At 67.7% G+C, this 21,138-nt stretch carries 19 protein-coding genes; 7 read left to right on the top strand and 12 right to left on the bottom strand.

Annotated features, from left to right (window positions below):
* Together CCR98_RS17550 and CCR98_RS17545 are read left to right on the top strand one after the other, a co-directional pair.
* Positions 1–1,083 (top strand): HlyD family secretion protein, encoded by a 1,083-nt coding sequence (locus tag CCR98_RS17550; RefSeq protein WP_087923597.1) that lies wholly within the window; start codon positions 1–3, stop codon positions 1,081–1,083.
* On the top strand, positions 1,080–2,492 hold the full coding sequence (locus tag CCR98_RS17545) for an efflux transporter outer membrane subunit (RefSeq protein WP_087923596.1): 1,413 nt from the start codon (positions 1,080–1,082) through the stop codon (positions 2,490–2,492). The genes CCR98_RS17550 and CCR98_RS17545 overlap by 4 nt, the downstream gene beginning before the upstream one ends.
* Before the next feature lie 112 nt (positions 2,493–2,604).
* On the opposite strand, the gene CCR98_RS17540 is transcribed toward CCR98_RS17545, so the two are convergent.
* From CCR98_RS17540 to CCR98_RS17520, 5 genes are all read right to left on the bottom strand, one after another.
* Positions 2,605–2,943 carry a hypothetical protein gene (locus tag CCR98_RS17540; protein WP_040007100.1) on the bottom strand — a complete coding sequence of 113 codons (339 nt, stop codon included), beginning with the start codon at positions 2,941–2,943 and terminating at the stop codon, positions 2,605–2,607.
* A gap of 77 nt (positions 2,944–3,020) precedes the next feature.
* Positions 3,021–3,962 (bottom strand): DegV family protein, encoded by a 942-nt coding sequence (locus CCR98_RS17535; RefSeq protein WP_087923595.1) that lies wholly within the window; start codon positions 3,960–3,962, stop codon positions 3,021–3,023.
* A 94-nt stretch (positions 3,963–4,056) separates the two neighbouring features.
* Complete coding sequence (locus CCR98_RS17530; RefSeq protein ID WP_087923594.1) at positions 4,057–4,689, bottom strand: 2-hydroxychromene-2-carboxylate isomerase; 633 nt, start codon at positions 4,687–4,689, stop codon at positions 4,057–4,059.
* Between the two features lie 20 nt (positions 4,690–4,709).
* Positions 4,710–5,972: an amidohydrolase family protein gene (locus tag CCR98_RS17525; protein ID WP_087923593.1), complete on the bottom strand. Its 1,263-nt coding sequence runs from the start codon at positions 5,970–5,972 to the stop codon at positions 4,710–4,712.
* Positions 5,972–7,381 (bottom strand): amidohydrolase, encoded by a 1,410-nt coding sequence (locus CCR98_RS17520; protein ID WP_087923592.1) that lies wholly within the window; start codon positions 7,379–7,381, stop codon positions 5,972–5,974. The genes CCR98_RS17525 and CCR98_RS17520 overlap by 1 nt, the downstream gene beginning before the upstream one ends.
* Before the next feature lie 158 nt (positions 7,382–7,539).
* On the opposite strand from CCR98_RS17520, the gene CCR98_RS17515 reads away from it, so the two are divergent.
* Both CCR98_RS17515 and CCR98_RS17510 read left to right on the top strand, forming a co-directional pair.
* On the top strand, positions 7,540–8,316 hold the full coding sequence (locus CCR98_RS17515; RefSeq protein ID WP_087923591.1) for an AMP nucleosidase: 777 nt from the start codon (positions 7,540–7,542) through the stop codon (positions 8,314–8,316).
* Between the two features lie 43 nt (positions 8,317–8,359).
* On the top strand, positions 8,360–8,899 hold the full coding sequence (locus tag CCR98_RS17510; protein ID WP_014038444.1) for a DUF924 family protein: 540 nt from the start codon (positions 8,360–8,362) through the stop codon (positions 8,897–8,899).
* Positions 8,900–8,972: 73 nt separating this feature from the next.
* Here CCR98_RS17510 and grxD read toward each other — a convergent pair whose 3' ends face one another.
* Positions 8,973–9,899 carry a Grx4 family monothiol glutaredoxin gene (gene grxD / locus CCR98_RS17505; RefSeq protein WP_032956577.1) on the bottom strand — a complete coding sequence of 309 codons (927 nt, stop codon included), beginning with the start codon at positions 9,897–9,899 and terminating at the stop codon, positions 8,973–8,975.
* Between the two features lie 59 nt (positions 9,900–9,958).
* Between grxD and CCR98_RS17500 the strand changes: the two genes are divergently transcribed.
* Complete coding sequence (locus tag CCR98_RS17500; RefSeq protein WP_087923590.1) at positions 9,959–10,738, top strand: polysaccharide deacetylase family protein; 780 nt, start codon at positions 9,959–9,961, stop codon at positions 10,736–10,738.
* Positions 10,739–10,806: 68 nt separating this feature from the next.
* Here CCR98_RS17500 and CCR98_RS17495 read toward each other — a convergent pair whose 3' ends face one another.
* The 3 genes from CCR98_RS17495 to CCR98_RS17485 are packed head-to-tail and all read right to left on the bottom strand — an operon-like array spanning position 10,807 to position 13,423.
* Complete coding sequence (locus CCR98_RS17495; protein ID WP_087923589.1) at positions 10,807–11,523, bottom strand: class I SAM-dependent methyltransferase; 717 nt, start codon at positions 11,521–11,523, stop codon at positions 10,807–10,809.
* Positions 11,524–11,527: 4 nt separating this feature from the next.
* The gene (locus CCR98_RS17490) at positions 11,528–12,145 is read right to left on the bottom strand and encodes an SGNH/GDSL hydrolase family protein (RefSeq protein WP_087923588.1); all 618 of its coding nucleotides are present in this window, start codon (positions 12,143–12,145) and stop codon (positions 11,528–11,530) included.
* A 3-nt stretch (positions 12,146–12,148) separates the two neighbouring features.
* On the bottom strand, positions 12,149–13,423 hold the full coding sequence (locus tag CCR98_RS17485; protein ID WP_046432453.1) for a pyridoxal phosphate-dependent aminotransferase: 1,275 nt from the start codon (positions 13,421–13,423) through the stop codon (positions 12,149–12,151).
* A gap of 114 nt (positions 13,424–13,537) precedes the next feature.
* Between CCR98_RS17485 and rsgA the strand changes: the two genes are divergently transcribed.
* Positions 13,538–14,647, top strand: coding sequence for a ribosome small subunit-dependent GTPase A (rsgA, locus tag CCR98_RS17480; protein WP_087923587.1), 1,110 nt, complete (start codon positions 13,538–13,540; stop codon positions 14,645–14,647).
* 133 nt (positions 14,648–14,780) lie between these two features.
* Positions 14,781–16,034: a flavohemoglobin expression-modulating QEGLA motif protein gene (locus tag CCR98_RS17475; protein WP_087923586.1), complete on the top strand. Its 1,254-nt coding sequence runs from the start codon at positions 14,781–14,783 to the stop codon at positions 16,032–16,034.
* A 450-nt stretch (positions 16,035–16,484) separates the two neighbouring features.
* On the opposite strand, the gene CCR98_RS17470 is transcribed toward CCR98_RS17475, so the two are convergent.
* The 3 genes from CCR98_RS17470 to CCR98_RS17460 all read right to left on the bottom strand — a co-directional run bounded on the left by CCR98_RS17470 (position 16,485) and on the right by CCR98_RS17460 (position 21,104).
* On the bottom strand, positions 16,485–18,782 hold the full coding sequence (locus tag CCR98_RS17470) for a TonB-dependent receptor (protein ID WP_087923585.1): 2,298 nt from the start codon (positions 18,780–18,782) through the stop codon (positions 16,485–16,487).
* A 227-nt stretch (positions 18,783–19,009) separates the two neighbouring features.
* A complete protein-coding gene (phbB, locus tag CCR98_RS17465; protein ID WP_005419193.1) occupies positions 19,010–19,750 on the bottom strand; it encodes an acetoacetyl-CoA reductase in 741 nt (246 codons plus the stop codon).
* 25 nt (positions 19,751–19,775) lie between these two features.
* A complete protein-coding gene (locus CCR98_RS17460; protein WP_087924224.1) occupies positions 19,776–21,104 on the bottom strand; it encodes a CitMHS family transporter in 1,329 nt (442 codons plus the stop codon).
* Positions 21,105–21,138 lie beyond the last annotated feature (34 nt).

Below are 21,138 nucleotides of genomic sequence, written 5' to 3'. Positions count from 1 at the left end.
ATGAGCCTCAACAAGACAACCCTCAACACCGGCCTTGTGCTGGGCGTGCTGGCCCTGGCGATCGGCAGCTGGCTTCTGCTGCGCGACGGGCGCTACCAGCGCACCGACAACGCCTACGTCAATGCGGATTTCACCGTGGTCGCACCGAAGGTGGCCGGCTTCGTCAGTGCCGTGGAAGTAGAGGACAACCAATCGGTGAAGGCCGGTGACGTGCTCGCCCGCATCGACGACCGCGACTATCAGGTGGCCTTGCAGGCAGCCCGTGCCGACCTCGCCAACGCCCGTGCACAGCTGGCCAACGCACAGGCCGCATTGGCCCAGCAGAGCTCGCTGATCGAACAGGCCAGGGCCAGTGTCGATGTCAGCCGTTCCGAACTGACCCTGGCCAGCGCCGACCAGCAGCGTTACCGCGAACTGGCCCGTGATGGCGCCGGCACCGTGCAGAACGCGCAGCAGGCGCAATCGAAGCAGGCCGTGGCCAGTGCCCATCTGCAGCAGGGCCGGGCCGCACTGTCGACCGCACGCCAGCGCACCGACATCCTCAACGCTGGCGTGCAGGCCGCGCAGGCGGCGGTGCAGCGTGCAGAAGCGGCGCAGGCACGCGCCGAACTGGATCTGTCGCACACCGTGCTGCGCGCGCCGATCGACGGCATGGTCGGTCGTCGTGCAGTGCGCGTGGGTGCCTACCTGACTCCGGGAACACCGGTGGCTGCGGTGGTGCCGCTGAAGCGCGCCTTCGTGGTCGCCAACTTCCAGGAAACGCAGATGACCCGCATGCAGGCCGGCCAGCAGGTCGAACTGAAGGTGGACGTGTTCCCGGGCAAGCCGCTGCGCGGGCACATCGACAGCATCGCACCGGCGACCGGCGTCACCTTTGCAGCCGTCGCGCCGGAAAACGCCACCGGCAACTTCACCAAGGTGGTGCAGCGCATTCCGGTGAAGATCGTGCTGGAGCCGGGCCAGCCGCTACTGGACCAGCTGCGTGCCGGCATGTCGGTGGAAGCCAGCGTTGACCTGGGCAGCCGCGCGCGCGTGCAGAGTGTTCAGCACAGTCCGGGCCATGCGGGCGGGGAGGGCGCATGAGCGCCGTCACCGTGTTCCGCACCCTCGTTGCGGCCACCCTGTGCACGGCCCTGGCTGCCTGCACGATGGGTCCGGACTTCGTACGCCCGCAGGCGGAACTGCCCAGCCATTGGCAGGGCGAGGCTGTCGCCGGCAACGCCATCGACCAGGATGCGGCCTGGTGGGCCGGCTTCGACGATCCGCTGCTGGGGCAGCTTGCCGGCCAGGTGCTCGCGGCCAACCTTGACCTGCAGCTGGCCGCCAACCGCGTGCAGCAGAGCCGCACCGCACGCGGCATCACCGCCGCCGACCGGCTGCCCAATGTCAGCGCGAGCGCCAGTGGCGTGCGTGCACGCAACAGCGAAGTGGGCCTGAACGATCCGTCCGGCAACGGCGGCCGTGATGACTACGGCCTGTTCCAGGCCGGTATCGGCCTGAGCTGGGAACTGGACCTGTGGGGCCGCGTGCGTCGCCAGGTGGAAGCCGCGGACGCACGCGTGCAGATGGCCGAGGAAGATGCACACGCGGTGCGCATCGCGCTGTTGGCGGAAACCGCGCGAGATTACCTGCAGCTGCGCGCGACGCGGCAGCTGCGGGCGATCACCGAGGACAACCTCAGCATCGCGCATGACATCAAACGGCTGACCGAGGCGCGCCAGCGGCAGGGCGTGGCCAGCACGCTGCAGGTGTCCAGTGCGGCCGCGCAGGTGGCATCGCTGCAGGCGCGCATCGCGCCGCTGCAACATCGCGAATCGCAGCTGCGCAACGCGCTGGCGTTCCTGCTGGCGCAACCGCCACAGGCGCTGGATGTGCAGCTGCAAGGCGTGCGCCGTGACTGGCCGGCGTTGCCGGCCGTGGCGGTAGGGCTGCCCAGTGAACTGGCCGAGCGCCGTCCGGACATCCGTCGCGCCGAAGCGGCACTGCATGCGGCAACGGCCGGCATCGGCGTGGCCAAGGCCAGTTTCCTGCCACGCATCACCTTGAATGGCGATGCCGGCTTCCAGGCCAGACAGCTGGATGATCTGGACGGTTGGAACGCGCACCGTTTCAGCATCGGGCCGTCGATCAGCGTGCCGATCTTCCAGGGTGGCCGGCTGAAGGCCAGCCTGGCGCTGAGCCGGCTGCAGCAGCAACAGTCGGCGCTGCAGTTCCGCCGCACCGTGCTGCAGGCCTGGCATGAAGTGGACGACGCCATCGATGGCTATGCAACGGAGCAGCAGCGCACCGTGCAGCTGCATGTGGCGGTGGACGAGAGCGAGACCGCACTGGGTGCGGCGCGCCGGCAGTACCAGGCCGGTGTGGTCGACATGCTGGATGTGCTGAGCACCCAGCGTATCGCGCTGGACAACCAGGCCGCGCTGGCCAACAGCCAGGCCACGGCCGCGATCGCACGGGTGGAGCTGTACCGCGCGCTGGGCGGCGGCTGGTAGTGCCGGCCGCTGGCCGGCACCTCCATGGATGTTGCGGTTGCCGGCCAGCGGCCGGCACTACTGTGTGCCCCGGTAGTTGCCAACCTTGGTTGGCATCTACCAGAGCGGGGCCTCAACGCACGTCGCGCAGTTCCCAGTGATGGCCGGCCAGCAGGCGCAGGCGCTGCTTGAACACGTCACTGTCGATGCGGGTGGTGGCGACCAGGTTGATGCGCAGGTCCTTCTGCTCGCCGGTCACGGTGGCATCCGGGTCGGTCACGCCCCACTGCGGTTCCACCGCATCCGGGTCGGGCTGCTTGGCCTTCCAGCGCTCGAACAGCGTGCCGTTGCGCAGGGCATCCTGCAGCTCTTCGGCGAAACCGGCGGCGCCCTGTGAATGGAAGGACAGGTCGGGGTCATTGCCGCGGGCCTTGGACGGGTCGGGCAGGCTGATGTGGTACTGCGCAGGCATGGAGTTCTCCTTGAAGTGCGGCAAGGCTGGCACAACCGCAGTGGAATCGATGTGCAGATTCCGGCCGCGGCCAGCGCTCATTCGAACCGATGCGGCCCATCGGCAAAGCCCACGGTGACCGCGCCCTTGCCGACGTTGACCATGCCGGTCAGGCTCATCACCGATTCGTACACGGTCACGCCGTGGCCGGCGCATACCTCCTTCATCTGTGCATAGCCGGGCAGGGTGCGCAGCTCGTCCAGTTCGCCGCCGTAGCTGACGCACACCGTCGGCGTCATCAGCCCGGCACGCACGCGCTGGCCGACCACCGCGAACAGCTTCTGCACGGCACTGTCGAAACCCTTGATCTTGGCCACCGGCCCGGTCTCGCCACGGTAGCCGTGCAGCACCGGCTTGATGTCCAGTGCGCTGCCCAGCGCGGCGCTGAGCAGGCCGACACTGCGGTCACCCTTGTGCCGAGCGCGTGCGCGCATGTAGTACAGGTCGCGGGTGATCATGTAGCCGTGCACGTTGCCGGCCAGTTCTTCCAGCCGTTCGCGGATCTGCTGCACGCTGGCGCCGCTGTCGCGCAGGCGAACCGCCTCCACCGCGGTCACTGCCTGCGCGGCGAACAGGTTCTGGGTATCGAGCACGCGCAGCGCGAACGGCGAGTTGTAGCCCGCTGCCTGCCGCACCGGCTTGTAATCATTGAGGATGGCGAAGCTGGCCTGCAGCGCGTTGTCGTGGATCGGGCTGCGGGTCTTGGTGATGGTCATGCAGAATACGTGGTCGTAATCGATCACCAGCTGCTGCAGGAACAGGTCGCGGATCTGGTTGACGCTGAAGGGGATGGTCTCCGCTTCAGCGCCATGTTCGGCCACATGCGCGTGCAGGAAGCTCAGGGTGGCCTGCTCATCGCGATGATCGGCCAGCACGGCTTCGCCGATTCGTACGGTGATCGGCAGCAGCACGATGTTGTGCTGGGCAATGAAGTCCTGCGGCAGGTCGCAGGCCGAGTCGACGACGATTCCGATGCGCATCCGCGGCTCCCCCTCCAGGGCGGTTGTAGGTTCGGAAACGTGAAATCTATCTCAAAACCTGGCGTGGCGCGCGAGGGAAACGCGCCAGGCCTGTTCAGCGACTGCGCTGCACCGCTACCGGCAGGCTGGCCAGGCGCTGCCATTCGGGTTGCTGCAGCAGGCCCGGATCGGCCAGCACCGCCGCCATCAGCGGGTGCGCATCGTTGCCCCAGAACAGTTGGTCATCGATGGCCAGGGTCGGCACGCCGAACACGCCGGCAGCAATGGCGGCCTCGGTGTTGCGCCGCAGCTGCTCCTTGACCGCCGGGTCAGCGATGGCGCCGGCGACATCCTCGATCCCCAGTCGCGCAGCCGGCTCGCGCAGGGCCTCGGCGCTGTCGGCGGCATTGCCATCGCGCCAGATCCAGTCGAACAGCATATCCACCGCCTGCACGCTGCCACCCGCAGCCAGGCACAGGCGCAGCGCGGACAGCGGATTGAACGGGTGGCCCGGCGGGAACCTCAGCGGTATGCCTTCGGCCTGCGCGGTCCACAGCAGCTGGCGGTAGATGAAGCGGCGCTTGGCCGGAATCTCGGCCGGCCCGAGGTTGCCCAGGTGGTGCAGCACGGCACCGAAGGCGATCGGCACGGTCTGGATCTGGGCAAACTGTGGCAACCGCTTCAGCTTCTGCCAGTGCAGGTAGGAATAGGGCGAGACGAAATCGAAGTACCAGCGCAGCGTGGCCATTGGCGGCTCCTTGCAGGCAGTCAGGGCTGCGCGTTGCGCAGCAGGTAGCGGTCGCGCAGTTCGGTCTGGCGCGAGCGCATCGGCATTGCACGGCCGCCCAGCCAGACCTGCTCGGCATAGTGCGCCACGTCTAGCGGGTCACCTTCCCACAGCACCAGGTCGGCGCGCTTGCCCGGTTCGATGCTGCCGATCTGTTCGCCCACGCCGAACGCCTGCGCCGGCACCCGGGTCAGTCCGGCCAGGCCGTCGGCCCAAGGCAGGCCATTGGCCACGGCATTGCCTGCCAGCTGGCGCATCTTGCGTGCGTTGTGCGAGGCATCGCCACGCTGCACGAACGAGACGGCCACGCCGGAACGTTGCAGGCGTGCCGCATTTTCCAGCGTGGCACCGATCTGGTCGAAGCTGGCCGGCAGGTTGGCCAGTACATCGACGAACACCGGTACCTGGGCGGCGGCCAGTTCTGGCGCCACCTGCCAGGCTTCGCTGGCGCCGGCGATGGCGATCTTCACTTTCTCGCGGGCAGCCCAGCGCAGCAGCTGGCGGATGTCCGCCGCTCGGTCCACCTCCACCACGATGCGGCCCTGGCCTGCCAGGTAGCGGCCCAGCGTGCGGCGCCCGGCCGGCGTCAGCAGTGCATGCGGTGAGTCCGCAGCCACCTGTCCGCGCGCCTCGTCCACCATCTGCTGCAGCAGCATCCACTGCGCGGCACGCGAATGCCCGGTCAGTTCCACTGCGGCCGACCCCAGGCGCAGGAACAGCGCGCGCGGCCCGAGTGGATCGGCGCTGCCGTCCAGCCGCATCACACCGCCCTGGCCTGCAACGAAGCCGCCACCGGTGGCCGCCCCCAGGGCGGTGAAGCCGATGCCGTCCAGGCGTGCCACCGGGATCAGCACCGAGGCCGGGTTATAGGCCAGGGTGACATCGAATTCGGGGCGCAACGGTTGTTCGCCGATCTTCAACGTGCTGTCGACCGTACTCGCTTCGCCGGAGACCTCTTCGATGCCGATCTCGGTGATGCCGCCGAACAGCGCCGGTGTCAGCGGGCGGCCATCGGCCTCGACCACGCTGGCCCCGGCCGGTGCGGACAGCCCGCTGCCGACTGCGCGGATGATGCCACCCTGCACCAGCACATCGGTGTGCTGCAGGCTGCCGCGCGTGCCGGCGGTATGCACGGTGGCGTTGCGCACCAGCAGGTCCTGCGCCGAGGCTGCGGTTGTCATCAACAACAGCGCAACCAAGGTAGCGCCGGGCCATGCCCGGCGACGCTTGCTCAACACGTACATCAGCGCACCTCCTGGCCAAGCTGGAAATCGGAACGCGGCGTCGCTACCGGTGCACTGCGGTCGTACAACCTGCGGCCATCAATGAAGACCTGTTCGGCCAGCGCGTAGGAACTGAAGGGGTTGCCGTTCCACACCACCACATCGGCCATCTTGCCGGCCTCCAGGGTGCCAGTCTGGCCTTCAATGCCCAGCGCCTTGGCGGCGTTGGCGGTCATCCAGGTGATGGCGTGTTCGGGGCTGATCTCCGGCATGCGTGCGCGGCGCGCAGCGGCGATTACCTTGGCCGCTTCCTGGTTCAAGCGCTGGATGCCTTCGGGTGAATCGGAATGGACGATGGCGCAGCTGTTCTTCGGCCGGTCCACCAGTGCGATGTTCTCCGGAATGCCATCGAAGGCTTCCATCTTGAAGCCCCACCAGTCGGCCCACAGCGCGCCGCAGACGCCGTCGGCGGCCAGCCGGTCAGCCAGCTTGTAAGCCTCCACGCCGTGGTGGAAGGCGGCCACCTTGAAGCCGAATTCCTTGGCCAGGTCGAGCATGGTCGCCATCTCGTCGGCGCGGTAGCAGTGGATGTGCACGCGGATGTCGCCTTCGATCGCGCCGGCCAGCGTGTCCAGCTTGAGATCGCGCTTGCCGCCGGCGTCACCGGCGCTGTCGCCCTTGTCGCTGCCGAACCAGCCCGTGCGCTTGGCCGGCTTGGGTGTGTTCTTGGCGATGTAGTCGGCGGCATCGATGAAGGCGGCGCGGTAGCCGGCAACATTGCCCATCCGCGTGGCTGGGGCGACGCCCTTTCCTTCGCCGTAGACCCGTTTCGGGTTCTCGCCGCAGGCCATTTTCAGCCCCCACGGTGCGCCTGGAAACTTCATCGCCTGGTAGGTGATGGCCGGTACGTTCTTCAAGGTCACGCCACGGCCACCGACCAGGTTGGCCGAGCCGGGAAGCACCTGCATGCTGGTCACGCCGCCGGCCAACGCAGTGGCGAAGCCCGGGTCCTGCGGCCACACCGAGTGCTCGGCCCAGACGTTGGCGGTGACCGGAGCGGTCATCTCGTTGCCGTCACTGTGCGCGCCGACGCCCGGGCTGGGGTACACGCCAAGGTGCGAGTGCACGTCGATCAGGCCCGGCGTGACCCACTTGCCCTGCGCATCGATGCGGGTGACCCCGGCATCGGCCTGCAGCTGGCGGCCTACGGCGACGATGCGGCCCTCGCGCAGCAGCACGTCGGCGTTGTCCAGGCGCTGGCCGGTGCCGGTCAGCACGGTGGCGTTCTGGATCAGCACCGGCGCATCGGGATGGGCCTGGTACGTACTGGGGTAGGGATCGGCGACGAAGCGCGAGGCACCCACTGCGGGCGCGGTGCTCAATGAAAGCAGCGCCAGTGCCACCCCGGCGCGCAACAACGTCGATGCCATGCAGTTCCCCTCGCAGCGTAGTCCAGCCGCCGACGCTAGCCGGACGGCGGCGTGCTTGCCAAGTGACCTTCTTCACACGCGTGCCGGCAATGCCTCGACGGGGCCGCCCGGCTGGCTGAAAATAGCCGGTCCCCACGCCGTACTCCGGACCACCGCCCATGAAGAGCAAGCAGGAAATCGTCGACAACTGGCTGCCGCGCTACACCGGCGTGCCGCTGGACCAGTTCGGTCAGCACATCCTGCTGACCAACTTCGGCGGCTACCTGCATACCTTTTCCGAGCTGACCGGCGCCCCGGTCATCGGCCTGGACCGGCCGATGGCCAGTGCCACCTTCGATGGCATCACCATGATCAACTTCGGCATGGGCAGCCCCAATGCCGCGATCATCATGGACCTGCTGTCGGCGGTGATGCCCAAGGCGGTGCTGTTCCTGGGCAAGTGCGGTGGCCTGAAGCGCAAGAACCAGCTGGGTGACCTGGTGCTGCCGATTGCGGCGATCCGCGGTGAGGGCACCTCCGGCGACTACCTGCTGCCGGAAGTGCCGGCGCTGCCGGCCTTCGCGCTGCAGCGTGCGGTCTCGACCATGATCCGCGACCTCGGCCACGACTACTGGACCGGCACCGTCTACACCACCAACCGCCGGGTCTGGGAGCACGACGAGGCGTTCAAGGAGCGGCTGCGGGCGATGCGCTGCATGGCCATCGACATGGAAACCGCCACCGTGTTCGCGGCCGGTTTCGCCAACCACATCCCCAGCGGTGCGCTGCTGCTGGTGTCGGACCAGCCGATGATCCCCGACGGGATCAAGACCGAGGCCTCCGATGCCAAAGTCAGCTCCCAGTTCGTGGAAAACCATATCCAGATCGGTATCGAGGCGCTTAAGCTTATCCGGCGCAACGGCAAGTCGGTCCGCCACCTGCGCTTCGACGAATGATGATGATGGCCTGGCGCGGCGCGCCGGCCCTGGGGAGTAGGTGATGGACGTTGCCGCGCAAGTGGTGGAATTCTGGAAAGAGGCGGGCCCTGCGAAGTGGTTCGCCCGCGACGATGCGTTCGACGCGCAGTTCCGCCAGTTGTTCCTGGATGAGCATTTCGCAGCTGCCTCGCGCGCGCGCGAACACTGGCTGGGCAGTGCCGAGGGCGCACTGGCGCTGATGCTGCTGCTGGACCAGTTCCCGCGCAACTGCTTCCGCGGTAGCGCACATTCCTACGCGACCGATGGCCTGGCCCGGCACTACGCCATGCGCGCCATCGAGGAAGGCCTGGACCTGCAGCTGGTGCCCAAGCTGCGCGCCTTCATCTACCTGCCGTTCGAGCACTCCGAGGACCCGCTGGACCAGGACCGCTCGGTGGCGATGTTCGATGTGCTGGGCGACAAGGAATACCTGCAGTACGCCGAGCTGCACCGCGACATCATCCGCCGCTTCGGTCGCTTCCCGCACCGTAACGCCGTGCTGGGCCGCATTCCCTCACCGGAAGAGCTGGACTACCTGGCCGAAGGCGGATTTGCGGGGTAGATCCACGCCATGCGTGGATGTAAAAAAACGCCGGCGTTCGCCGGCGTTTTTCGCAGGTTTCAACCGCTGCCGATCAGTACTTCGGCACGCCGTTGTCGACGTCTTCCGACCAGGCGTTGATGCCGCCGGTGACGTTGAACACCTTGGTGAAGCCCAGGGCGCGGAACTGCTCGGCGGCCTGCGCGCTGCGGCCACCGTGGTGGCACATGAAGGCCAGCGCGGTGTCCTTGGGCAGGGCTTCCAGCGCGGCGCGGCCGTTGCCGTCGAAGGTCTTGAACGGCACGCCAACAGCGGCGATTTCACGCTCGTCGGCCGGGCGCACGTCCACCAGGGTGATGTTGCCGGCACGCACCAGGTCGTCGGCATCGCGCACGCTGATTTCCTGCACCGGCTTGGGCGCATTCGGGTTGTCGATGGCCAGGCCCTTGCCGCGGATGTCGTCCACCCAGTCGATGGTGATGCCGTTGGCGCGACGGGCGCTGGCCAGGTCGAACTGCACGCGCAGGCCGTTGGACTCAGCGGCGATGGCGCCTTCGTCGTGCGGAGCCAGCTGGAAGTTCGGCTGGAAACCGGCGTCAATGGACAGCTGCAGGGCAGCGCCCGGAGCATCGGCCAGCGCGCCCTTGAGCATTTCCACGGCTGCCGGGGTGACGGTGATGCTCGGCGGGGTACGGTCCGGCGCGGCCAGGCCCAGCACGCTGCTCAGCTCGCCGCTGGCCGCCATCTGCAGCACGATATCGCTGCCGCCGACCAGTTCGCCGTCGATGTACAGCTGCGGGATGGTCGGCCAGTCGCCATAGGCCTTGATGCCTTCACGGATTTCCTGGTCGGCCAGCACGTTGACGTGGGCGAACTCGACGCCGAGGTCCTGCAGGGCGCCCACGGCCTTGGCCGAGAAACCACACTGCGGCATCGACGGCTGGCCCTTCATGAACAGCACGACGCGGTTGGCGTTGAGGATGGATTCGATGCGCGAACGCAGGGCGGGATCGAGGGACATGGACGTCGGGGTTCCGGGAATTCGAATCATCAATTCTAACCCTCATGGCATCATGGGGGATGAGCAACGCAGGAACATTGCATCGCATCCCGACCCGGCCCTGGCGCTGGCTGCCCTGGCTGGTGGCGTCGCAGCTGGCCGTGATCCTGGCGTGGGCCCTGGCCGGCTGGCACTGGGGGCTGCCGTTGATGGTGGCCAGCCACGCACTGTTCATGGTGCCGGTGTTCCTGCCCAACAGCCGTTTCTACGCGCCGGTGCTGAGCCGGTTGCCAGAGGCTGGCAACAGCGTCTGGTTGACCATCGATGACGGTCCTGGCCCGGAAACCCGTGCCGTGCTCGACCTGCTGGACCGCCACCAGGCCCGTGCCACCTTCTTCCTGGTGGGCGAGCGCGCGCTGGCGCAGCCGGAACTGGTGCAGGAGATCCTGCGCCGCGGCCACGACCTGGGCAACCACAGCCACAGCCATCCGCAGGCGCGCTTCTGGCGGCTGGGCCCGGCGGCGATGCGCGCCGAGATCGAGGGCTGCCAGCATGCACTGCAGGCGGTAAGCGGCCGCCCGGTGCGCTGGTACCGTTCGGTGGTGGGCATGACCAATCCGTTCGTGGCACCGGTGCTGCAGCGGCTGGGCCTGGTCCGGGTCGGTTGGAGCGCGCGCGGCTTCGACGGCATCGGCTGCACGGCGCAGGGCGTGCTCGACCGCCTGCTGCCGGACCTGCGCCCGGGCGCCATCGTGCTGCTGCATGAGGGGGCCGCCCATGGCCACAACCTGGCGATCATCGAGCGCGTGCTGCAGGCGCTGGACGAGCGCGGGCTGAAGGCCCAGCTGCCGGCCGGATAACCGGTAGCGCCGGGCCACGCCCGGCGAGCGCATCGGCATGGACGGAATCCGCCGGGCATGGCCCGGCGCTACCGGATGCGGTGCGCCACCAGCAACCAGCTATTGAACGGCGTGCGCCCGTGCAGGGGCCGGGGCGCCGTCACCTGCAATCCGGCCTCGATCAATGTCGCCTGCAGCACCTGCGGGTCGGGGTAATGACGCGGCCGCGTGCCCATCCAGCCGACCAGCCAGGCCAGCCGGTCCGCCACCCGCGTGGTGCGGTCGCGGCCGTCGCCGGTGGCCAGCGGCGTGCGCAGCAGCAGGCGGCCGCCAGGCGCGACCCGCGCACTGGCCGCGCGCAGCAGTGCCTGCTGTGGGCCTGCATCCAGGTACTGCAGCACGTCCAGCAGAAGCACGTGCCCGGCCTGCGCCGGCAGCGGCGCCTGCACGTCCAGACAGTCGAAGCGCACATCGTGCAGGCCGGTGGCGGCACGCTGGGCGCGGGTGATCTTGCCGGCGTCCACGTCCACGCCGAGGTAGCGCTGGGTACTGCCGCGCTGGCGCAGCACATGGGCGAACAGGCCCAGCCCGCAGCCCAGGTCCAGCAATGGGTGCCCGTCGTCAGGCAGATGCTGCAGCACCCCGTCGTACAACGGGTCGCTGCCGAGTTTGCCGCGGGTGTAATAGTAGTCGCGGCGGCTGCCCCAGGCCTGTGCCGGGCGGAACGCCTCGGCGATCGCGCGGGCCTGCGCGGCGCTCAGGGGCGTGCAGGGCAGGGGGAGGCCGTTCCGTGGCGCGCCATCCATCGCTTCAGTCCGCTCCGTCGAGCAGGTGTGCGGCGACCGGCAGCGCGCGCGCGCTCCACAGTGCGTACATCCGCGCCGACGGGTGCAGGCCGTCTTCGGCGATCATCGCCGGATTGTCACCCTGGTCACGGCTGATGTCGGTGATATCGACGAAGGCCACGCCCTGCTGGGTGCTGATCACCTCGGCGGCTGCGTTGTACTCGTCGGTTTCGATCTCGATGGTGGCCAGGTCGCGGCCACTGCCGGCACCGAACGGCGTCGCACCCCAGTCGGGGAAGGACAGCACCAGCACGCGCCCGGGGCGGCCGCCGGCGAAGCCGATCGCCCGTTGCAGCAGGGCCTGGAACTGCACGCGGTACTCGTCCAGCGGACGGCCGCGGTACTGGTTGTTGACGCCGATCAGCAGGCTGACGAAATCGAACGGGCCCTGTGGTGCGGCCGCATCGATGCCGGCGTCCAGCTCGTCGGTGGTCCAGCCGGTGGTGGCGATGGTCTGCGGGTCGGCCAGCGCCACCTCCTGCGCACGCAGCGCGGCGGCCAGCTGGTGCGGCCAGCGGCCTTCGACTGCAACCGCTTCACCGATGGTGTACGAGTCGCCCAGCGCCAGGTAGGTCAGCGCCACGGCTCAGGCCACCGAACGGCGTGGCTTCAGCGGCACGACCTTGGTGGCGTCCTCGGCACGGCGGGCCAGCACGCGGTCGATGCGGGCGAACACATCGCGCATCACCGAGGCTTCCGGCAGCAGGGTCACGCGGAAATGATGGCGGTAGGGCACGTTGAAGCTGGAACCCGGTACCACCAGCACGCCTTCGTTGTTCATCAGGTCCAGCGCGAAATTGTGGTCGTCAAAGCCCTTGGCGGCGGCACCGACCACGGCCGGGAACGCGTACAGCGCACCGGCCGGCGCGACCAGCGACAGGTGTTCACTGGCTTCGCAGGCCTCGATCACCGCGCGGCGGGTTTCATACAGGCGGCCACCCGGGGTGCACAGCTCGGAGATGGTGTCCGGGCCATTCACTGCGGCCTCGATGGCGTACTGGCCCGGCACGTTGGCGCACAGGCGCAGCGCGCCGAGCAGGTCCAGCGCGGCGCGGAAGTCGCCCAGGCGCGCGTCGTCGCCGCTGAGGTGGGCCCAGCCCACGCGCCAGCCGCAGGCACGGTGCACCTTGCTCAGGCCGCTGAAGGTCAGGCACGGGTGGTCGCCGGCCAGCGGCGCGACCGGCTGGAACACCGCATCGTCGTACAGGATCTGGTCGTAGATCTCATCGACCAGCAGCAGCAGGTTGTGGCGGCGTGCGATCTCGACCACGCGCTCGAGCAGTTCACGCGGGTAGCTGGCGCCGCTGGGGTTGTTCGGGTTGATCAGCACGATGGCGCGGGTGCGCGAGGACACCAGCGTCTCGATCTCGCTCGGGTCCGGTTGGAAGCCGTTCTCGGCGGCGCAGCGGTAGTACACCGGGCGGCCATCGTTGAGGATGGTCGAGGCCGACCACAGCGGGTAGTCCGGCGAGGGCACCAGGACTTCGTCGCCCGGGTTGAGCAATGCGCGCAGCGACAGGTCGATCAGTTCGCTGACGCCGTTGCCGACGAACACGCGGTCCGGGTGCGCATCCGGCGCGCCACGGCGGGCGTAGTACGCCGCGATGGCTTCGCGTGCGACCGGCAGGCCCTGCTGGTGGGTGTACGGGTCGGTGCGGCCCATGTCGTCGGCGATCGCGCGCTGCAGGTGCTCGGGTGCGCGGAAACCGAAGTTGCCCGGATTGCCGATGTTGAGCTTGATCAGCTTGCGGCCCTGCGCCTCCAGCTCCCGGGCTCGCCGCGCCAGTTCTCCGCGGATTTCGTAGCGCACTTCGGAAAGGCGCTCGCGGATGGCCAGGGGCTTGGGCGAGTTGGTGGACATGGGGGCTGGGCCGTCAAAAGGCATGGGGATTCCATCCTACCGGAATTGCTGCAGTGCATGGCAAGGGCGCCGGGCTTGCCATTGCTGGGCTGGCAGGGCGCCGTCACAGGTAGAATGGTGGCGATGACCCAGACCCCCGATTTCATCGCCCTGCAGACCATCGGCTGGCCCTGGCCGGGCCCGGCACAGCAGGCCGACTGGCAGGCCGCCATGGCCGCACATCCGCAGGCCCGCCCGGCGCGGGTGATCGAACAGCACCGCACCCACTACGTGGTGGCCGATGGCCCGGATGCGTCGATCAAAGCCGAGTCGCTGCCGGAATGGCAGCGCCCGCGCTTCCCCAGCCATGAACGGCCAGCGGTGGGTGACTGGGTGCTGCTCGATGGCATCCGCATCGTCGCGCTGCTGCCGCGTCGCACCGCGATCAAGCGTGGCGCCGCCGGTGAGCACTACCACCAGCAGGTGATCGCGGCCAACATCGATACGGTGTTCATCGTCTGCGGCCTGGATGCCGACTTCAATCCGCGCCGCATCGAACGCTACCTGCTGCTGGTCGGCGGTGGCGGTGCCGAACCAGTGGTGGTGCTGACCAAGGCCGACCAGACCGAGTACAGCGAGGATGCGCTGGCGGTGCTGGAAGAACTGGAGATGCAGGGAATTGCCCTGCATGCGATCAACGGCCTGGATGCCGGCAGCGTGGCGGTGCTGCAACCGTGGCTGGGCCCGGGTCGCACCGTGGTGCTGGTCGGTTCCTCCGGTGCCGGCAAGTCCACATTGACCAACACCCTGCTCGGCGAGCAGCGGATGAAGACCAACGCGGTGCGCGCCAACGATTCACGTGGCCGCCATACCACCACCCATCGCGCGCTGATGCCGCTGCCGACCGGCGCCTGCCTGATCGACACCCCCGGCATGCGCGAGCTGAAGCCGACCGGCGAAGAAACGCTGTCCGAAGGTGGCTTCGCCGATATCGAAGCGCTGGCCGCACAGTGCCGCTTCAACGACTGCAAGCACCAGCAGGAACCGGGTTGTGCGGTACGTGCGGCGATCGAGGCGGGTGAGATCGAAGAGAGCCGGCTGCTGAACTACTTCAAGCTGAAGGAAGAAGTGGCCGCCGCTGCCGCCAAGCTGGCAGTACGCCAGGCCGAGACCGCGCAGGAGCGCGGCGGCAAGAAGGGCAAGGGCCAGCAGTTCCGCCCGGCGGGCAAGCCGCGCCGGCGCTGACCCCGCGGTGCCGGAAACCTGTTCCTGGTGGGTGCCAACCTTGGTTGGCACGAATGTGTCCGAAGCCGCCTGCGGCGGATGCCAACCAAGGCAGGCACCTACCAACGTTCGGGCAGAGCGCTATAGTCCGCGCATGGAACCGACCGCGACGCTGGACCGTGAGGTGGCCCACCATGCAGCGCTCGATGCGCGCCTGGTCGAGGCCGTGGGAGGCATCCGCCTGCTGGGGCTGACCAGCTGGCCGGCAACGGTGCAGGCACCGTTCCTGGACAGCGTGGCGCGCGGCCAGCCGGTGCTGCCGAAGGTGGATTACCCCCGGCTCGACTTCAGCGAAGAGCGCCGCGCGCTGGCCGCGATCGCTGCCGACTGTGACGACAGCCATCCACTCGGCCACTACGTGCGGCAGTCGGCGCAGAGCTGGGACCTGGCCGCGCAGCTGTTGGAAGGGCTGGGCACCGCCGCCGTCGATACCTGTTCGGTGCAGCTGTTCGGCGCACCCGAGCAGCCGCTGCCGGGCAATGGCCCGAGCACGCGCGAAGCGGCGCGGCACTTCATCCAGATCGCCGCCGAGCTGGACCACGAACTGCTGGCACCGGAAGAGCAGGTGCCGGTCTCGGCCATTGCGTTGCAGCTGCAGCTGCAGAACGATCTGGATGCCTTCTTCGAATCACGCATCATCCAGGTGCAGCTCGATCCGGAACTGGTATCCAAGGCCGCTGCCGGCCCGACCCGCATCCGCCTGCGCACCAGTGCACGCTTCAGCGCCTACGACCGCGCGCAGCTGTTCCACCATGAAGCGCTGGTGCATTCACTGACCGCGTTGAACGGCCGCGAGCAGCCGGTGCTGCCGAGCCTGGCATTGTCCTCGCCGCGGGTGACGGCAACGCAGGAAGGGCTGGCCACCTTCGCCGAGCAGATCACCGGCAGCATCGACATCGAGCGCCTGAAACGCATCAGCCTGCGTACCGAAGCGATTGCCATGGCGCGCGAAGGCGCCGATTTCATCGAAGTGTTCCGCTACTTCTGCGATGCCGGGCAGAACGCGGAAGAGAGTTTCGCCTCGGCGCAGCGCGTGTTCCGCGGCGTGCCGCCGAGTGGCGGCCTGGCGTTCACCAAGGACACGGTGTACCTGCGTGGCCTGGTGTCGGTGCACACCTTCTTCCGCCACATGCTGGCCGAGGACCGCCTGCAGGTCTGCCGCTGGTTGTTTGCCGGCAAGATGAGCCTGGCCGATGCGATCGCGTTCGCACCGTTGTTCGAGGCGGGTGTGCTGAAGCCGCCGCGCTGGCTGCCGCACTGGGTGAGCCGGGCGAACGGCCTGGCCGGCATGCTGGCGTTCTCGCTGTTTGCCAACCGGATACGGATGGACCAGCTGGCGCCGGAATGAAATGCGTTGGCGGGATGATGCGCTGGCGCCTCGATTGTTATCGGGGAGAGCGGGCGGCTTGCGCTGGCCAGGACACGCCGCAAGTACGTCCCTGTAGGCTCGGCCACGGCATCCATGCCCTGGACGGTCCTGGCCAGCGCAAGCCCCTCGCTCCAGACAATTTCCCGCGAGACGGCCAGCAATCCACCAGAGGGATTGCGCTTGAGGAGCTTGAAAAGCAAAGAGCCGGGCAATGCCCGGCTCTTTGCTTTTGCTTTTGCTCTTGCTTTCAATTGCCTCCGCGCCGGCGCGGGGAACTGTCCAGCGTGGGTAGGCAGGCCCATGCAGGACCGTGAGGCGCATGGATGCGCCGATCGAGCCCCCATGGATGGGTTTACGGCGTGTCCTGCATGGGCCTGCCTACCCACGCCATGCAGGAACAATCAACGCGCCGCAGCGCCCGCTTTCGATTTAGAACTCCGCCGCCACCGTCATGAACAACTGCCGCGGCGCGCTCGCATGGATCGCATAGCGCGTGCCCTTCGGATCAGTCGGTGCGAACGAGCTCAGCTGGCCGGCGTAGCGCTTGTTGGTCAGGTTGGTCGCGTTCAACGACACCCGCACGTTGCGCAGGCCCAGGCCCGGGCCGAAGTCGTAGCCCGCACCTGCGTCGAAGGTGGTCACGCCCGGCACCGACTGGTCGTTGGTGTAGGTGTAGTAGCGCTTGCCGGTGTACTTCGCACGCAGGCTGGCGAAGAAGCCGTCGCGGTTCCAGCTGATTTCGCTGGAGGCCATGCGCTGCGGCGTATCCACCGTGATCTTGCCGGCCACCGGAACGATCGCACCGCCCGAGGTGTAGTCATCCTCGTAGGTGGTCTTGTTCCAGGACAGCGCGTTGTACCACTGCAGGCCGTCGATCGGCTTGAAGATGAAGGTCAGTTCCGCACCATGGCTCTTCACCGAACCGACGTTGATGAAGCGCGTCACGCACTCCGGGCGCGTGCCCACTTCGATGCTCGAGCATGGGTTCAGCGACAGCAGGCGGTTGTCGAACTTGACGTTGTAGGCGGCGATCGACGCCTGGTACTTCTCGCCGAAGGTACGGAAGCCGGCTTCCAGGCTCTTGGACTTCTCAGGCTCGAGCCCGGCGCTGGCCGCGAACGATTCCGGCGACACCTGCAGCGGGCCGCCGCTGCCACCGCCGACGAAGGCGGCGATGTTCTCGGCATACGAGGCGAACAGCTCGTTGTTGGCGTTGAGCTTGAAGCCCACGCCCACCTGCGGCAGCACCGATTCCTTGGCGGTCAGCGTGCCCGAGGCGATGCTGGTTTCCACGCCCGGCTTCGCGGTGGCGCGCATGCGGGTGTTGGGGCTCTTGATGCCCACGTCCACGGTCAGGCGCTGGTCCAGGAAGCGCATGCGGTCCTGCACGTAGAACTGGCGCGTGCGGATGTCGAAGTCCTGGTTGAACAGCAGGCGATCCGGGTTCTTCAGGTACAGGTCGTCCAGGAACGGGCCGCTGATGTAGTAGAAGTTGCGCGAGACGTTGTGGTCGTTCTGCTCATACCACAGGCCGGCTTCCAGTTCGTGGATGCCCACCGTCCACGACAGCGCGGCGGTCAGGCCATCGCGGTTGATCGTGTAGTTGGTGCTGCGGATCGAGATCGGCAGCATCCTGTCGGTGCCCGGGTAGGACGGCTGGCCCGGTGCCCACCAGTGGCCCTGGCCACGGTTGTCGTGGTGGTAGGCCAGCAGCTTCAGGCGGCCCTGCTCGCCCAGGCGCAGGTCGGCATCGACCGAGTACAGGTTGTCGTCACGCAGCGCACGGCTCTGGTAGTACGCATCGTCGATGCTGTTGACGCCGCCGCTGAACGCGCAGCGCGCCTTGTTGTAGGTGCCCGGCGCGCAGTACGCGGCAGCGACGGCGCGATCCCAGTCCGGTGCGTAGATGTTCCAGTCATAGCCCAGGCCGCGGGCCAGCATGTCCTTGGACAGGTAGGCGTAGTTGGCCTGGCTGGCGCGCGAGGTGGCCACGAACGCACCGAAGCGGTGGTCGCCGGCATTCCACACTGCCTTGGCGTTGAACTGGCGGGTGGTCTGGTTCTGGTACGGCGCGGCCCACATGTCCTGGTCCTGGTGCACGCCGGACACATAGGCCGAGAAGCCGTTGAGGTCGCCGGTATCCACGCGCAGGTAGCCGCGGCGCTGGTTGTTGTCGCCGACGGTGACGCTGGCGCGCCCACCGAATTCGGTTGACGGGTCCATCGAGAAGTACTGGATGGTGCCGCCCAGGTTGCTGGTCGAGGCCACGCCCAGCGAACCGATGCCCTGCGACAACTCGGCGCCGGCCAGGTTCTCGGCGATGATCGCGCGGGCGATGCTCAGGCCGTTGTAGTTGCCGTAGCTGTTGTCGCCCAGCGGGATGCCGTCCAGCGTGTAACCCAGGCGGCTCTTGTCGAAGCCGCGCAGGCTGATGGTCTGCGATTCCTCGTTGGCGCCGAAGGCATCGTTGGACTGCACCGACACGCCCGGCAGGCGGTCGAGGATCTTCTGGCCGCTGGTGCCCGGCGGCAGCACCTGCTTGTCGACGGTGGTGATGCGCTGCACTTGGCGGGTCTCGCCCTGGCCGATCACGGAGACGGTATCCAGCGTCTGCGCGCTCAGCGCGGCCTCGGTGCTGGCGCCGGTATCGGCGGCGGTGGCGGCATGGGCGCTGGCGGCGGCGGAGAGCGCGATCGCCACGGCGATCGTCAGGTGTCGGGTCTGCATGGTGGTCCGTTGCATTGGGGTTGGTCACCGGCACGCGTGCGCGGTGCATGGCCACTATGCGAACGGAACATGAAACCTTCTTTACGAAAAACCAACGAACGGTGCAGGGCACCCGCGGGTGTCCTGCCGCCGAATGAAAAAGGGGCCGGATTCCCCTCGCGAGCGAAGGTTCACCGGCCCCGCGCACTCCGTGGGGGAGGCGCTCCACGCGTCGCGTGGAGGAGGGCTCAGCCCATGTACAGGCCACCGTTGACCGGATAGTCGGCGCCGGTCACGTACGAGGCTTCATCCGAGGCCAACCAGGCGCACAGCCCGGCTACTTCCTCGGGGCGGCCGAGGCGGCGCACCGGCACCGACGCGGCCAGCCGGTCCAGCACATCCGGCGGGAAGCTGCTGATCGCCTGGCTGGCGATGTAGCCCGGCGACAGCGTGTTGACGGTGACGCCGCGCGAGGCCACTTCAGCCGCCAGTGCACGGCTGAATCCATGCATCGCCGCCTTCGCCGTTGCGTAGTTCACCTGCCCGATCTGGCCCTTGTGGGCGCTGACCGAACCGATGTTGATGATGCGGCCCCAGCCACGCGTGGCCATGCCGTCGACCACCTGCTTGGTCAGGTTGAACAGCGCATTGAGGTTGGAGGCGATCACCGCGTTCCAGTCTTCCACCGTCATCTGCCGGAACAGCAGGTCGCGGCTGCCGCCGGAATTGTTGACCAGTACATCCACCTCGCCGACTTCGGCGCGGACCTTGGCGAACGCCGCGCTGGTCGAGGCCCAGTCGGTCGCGTTGCCTTCGGAGGCGATGAAGTCGAAGCCCTGTTCGCGCTGCTCGCGCAGCCAGTTGGCCTTGCGCGGCGAGTTCGGCGCGCAACCGGCGACCACGGTGTGGCCGCTGCGGGCCAGGCTCTGGCAGATGGCAGTACCGACACTGCCCATGCCGCTGGTGACGTAAGCGATTCGAAGCGTCATTGCAGAAGGCTCCTTTGGTAGGGGGTCAGGCAGCGAGCGGGTACAGGCCGAACAACAGGCTGCCGATCATCAGCAGCATCGAGATGGCGATGGCCCACTTCAGGGTGAATTTCTGGTGGTCGGCGAATTCGACCTTGGCCAGCCCCACCAGCAGGTAGGTGGACGGCACCAGCGGGCTGAGCAGGTGCACCGGCTGTCCGGCCAGCGAGGCACGCGCCATTTCCACCGGGGTAATGCCGTAGTTGCCGGCGGCCTCGGACAGGATCGGCAGCACGCCGAAGTAGAACGCGTCGTTGGACATGAAGAAGGTGAACGGCATCGATGCCACCGCAGTGATCACCGCCAGGTATGGGCCCCACGATTCCGGAATCACCGCCAGGAAGCTGTGCGACATCGCTTCCACCATGCCGGTGTTGTTGAGGATGCCGGTGAAGATGCCTGCAGCGAAGATCAGCGACACCACCGACAGCACGTTGCCGGCGTGGTTGACCACGCGGCGGCGCTGCTCGGCCAGGTTCGGGTAGTTGATCACCAGGGCGATGGCGAAGCCGACCATGAACAGCACCGGCATCGGCAGCACGCCGATGATCAGCGCGGTCATCAGCGCCACGGTCAGGGCCAGGTTCACCCACAGCAGCTTCGGACGCTTGATGTCTTCGGCGTCTTCCACCGTCGGCAACGCATTGCTGTCGTCGGACACGCTGTTGTCCATCCAGCTGCCGCCCTTGGGCAGGGTCACCACGCCGAGGCGGCGGCGTTCCTTCAGGCCCAGGTACCAGGCCAGCAGCAGCACGCCGGCACAGGCGATCACCATCGACGGGATCAGCGGCACGAACACATCGGCCGGGTCCACGTGCAGCGCGGTGGCCGCGCGTGCGGTCGGGCCGCCCCACGGGGTCAGGTTCATCACGCCGCCGGCGAGGATGGTCACGCAGGTCATGTTCAGCGCGTTCATGCCCAGCCGCTGGTACAGCGGCAGCATCGCCGAGACGGTGATCATGTAGGTGGTCGAGCCATCACCGTCGAGCGAGATCAGCATCGCCAGCACCGCGGTGCCGAGCACGATTTTCATCGGATCGCCCTTGACGAAGCGCAGGATCACCCGCACCAGCGGATCGAACAGACCCGCATCGATCATCACGCCGAAGTAGAGGATGGCGAACATCAGCATCACGCCGGTCGGCGCGATCTTCTTGATGCCCTCCAGCATCATCTCGTCGAGGCCGGCGCCGAAGCCGCCGATCAGCGCGAACAGGATGGGGATGGTGATCAGGGCGACGAGCGGCGACAGGCGCTTGCTCATGATCAAGTACATGAACGTAATGACCATGCCAAAGCCGAGGATGCTCAGCATCATCTGCGGACTCCTTGCGAAAACAGGACGTGGG

Source organism: Stenotrophomonas sp. WZN-1 (assembly GCF_002192255.1).
In the GTDB taxonomy this organism is placed as follows: domain Bacteria; phylum Pseudomonadota; class Gammaproteobacteria; order Xanthomonadales; family Xanthomonadaceae; genus Stenotrophomonas.
The sequence above is the reverse complement of the archived record's forward strand: the minus strand, read 5'-3'. Positions and strand labels throughout refer to the sequence as shown.

What these genes read in the sequence shown, in the direction of transcription:
- CCR98_RS17470 (WP_087923585.1), bottom strand. Translation starts at nt 18,782, where the DNA reads ATGCAGACCCGACACCTGACGATCGCCGTGGCGATCGCGCTCTCCGCC.
- phbB (WP_005419193.1), bottom strand. Translation starts at nt 19,750, where the DNA reads ATGACGCTTCGAATCGCTTACGTCACCAGCGGCATGGGCAGTGTCGGT.
- CCR98_RS17485 (WP_046432453.1), bottom strand. Translation starts at nt 13,423, where the DNA reads ATGTCCACCAACTCGCCCAAGCCCCTGGCCATCCGCGAGCGCCTTTCC.
- grxD (WP_032956577.1), bottom strand. Translation starts at nt 9,899, where the DNA reads ATGTCCCTCGATCCCGCCCTGCGTTCGCGCATCGAATCCATCCTCAAC.
- rsgA (WP_087923587.1), top strand. Translation starts at nt 13,538, where the DNA reads ATGGTGGCGATGACCCAGACCCCCGATTTCATCGCCCTGCAGACCATC.
- CCR98_RS17460 (WP_087924224.1), bottom strand. Translation starts at nt 21,104, where the DNA reads ATGCTGAGCATCCTCGGCTTTGGCATGGTCATTACGTTCATGTACTTG.
- CCR98_RS17475 (WP_087923586.1), top strand. Translation starts at nt 14,781, where the DNA reads ATGGAACCGACCGCGACGCTGGACCGTGAGGTGGCCCACCATGCAGCG.
- CCR98_RS17530 (WP_087923594.1), bottom strand. Translation starts at nt 4,689, where the DNA reads ATGGCCACGCTGCGCTGGTACTTCGATTTCGTCTCGCCCTATTCCTAC.
- CCR98_RS17540 (WP_040007100.1), bottom strand. Translation starts at nt 2,943, where the DNA reads ATGCCTGCGCAGTACCACATCAGCCTGCCCGACCCGTCCAAGGCCCGC.
- CCR98_RS17525 (WP_087923593.1), bottom strand. Translation starts at nt 5,972, where the DNA reads ATGTACGTGTTGAGCAAGCGTCGCCGGGCATGGCCCGGCGCTACCTTG.
- CCR98_RS17535 (WP_087923595.1), bottom strand. Translation starts at nt 3,962, where the DNA reads ATGCGCATCGGAATCGTCGTCGACTCGGCCTGCGACCTGCCGCAGGAC.
- CCR98_RS17550 (WP_087923597.1), top strand. Translation starts at nt 1, where the DNA reads ATGAGCCTCAACAAGACAACCCTCAACACCGGCCTTGTGCTGGGCGTG.
- CCR98_RS17510 (WP_014038444.1), top strand. Translation starts at nt 8,360, where the DNA reads ATGGACGTTGCCGCGCAAGTGGTGGAATTCTGGAAAGAGGCGGGCCCT.
- CCR98_RS17515 (WP_087923591.1), top strand. Translation starts at nt 7,540, where the DNA reads ATGAAGAGCAAGCAGGAAATCGTCGACAACTGGCTGCCGCGCTACACC.
- CCR98_RS17495 (WP_087923589.1), bottom strand. Translation starts at nt 11,523, where the DNA reads ATGGATGGCGCGCCACGGAACGGCCTCCCCCTGCCCTGCACGCCCCTG.
- CCR98_RS17500 (WP_087923590.1), top strand. Translation starts at nt 9,959, where the DNA reads ATGAGCAACGCAGGAACATTGCATCGCATCCCGACCCGGCCCTGGCGC.
- CCR98_RS17520 (WP_087923592.1), bottom strand. Translation starts at nt 7,381, where the DNA reads ATGGCATCGACGTTGTTGCGCGCCGGGGTGGCACTGGCGCTGCTTTCA.
- CCR98_RS17545 (WP_087923596.1), top strand. Translation starts at nt 1,080, where the DNA reads ATGAGCGCCGTCACCGTGTTCCGCACCCTCGTTGCGGCCACCCTGTGC.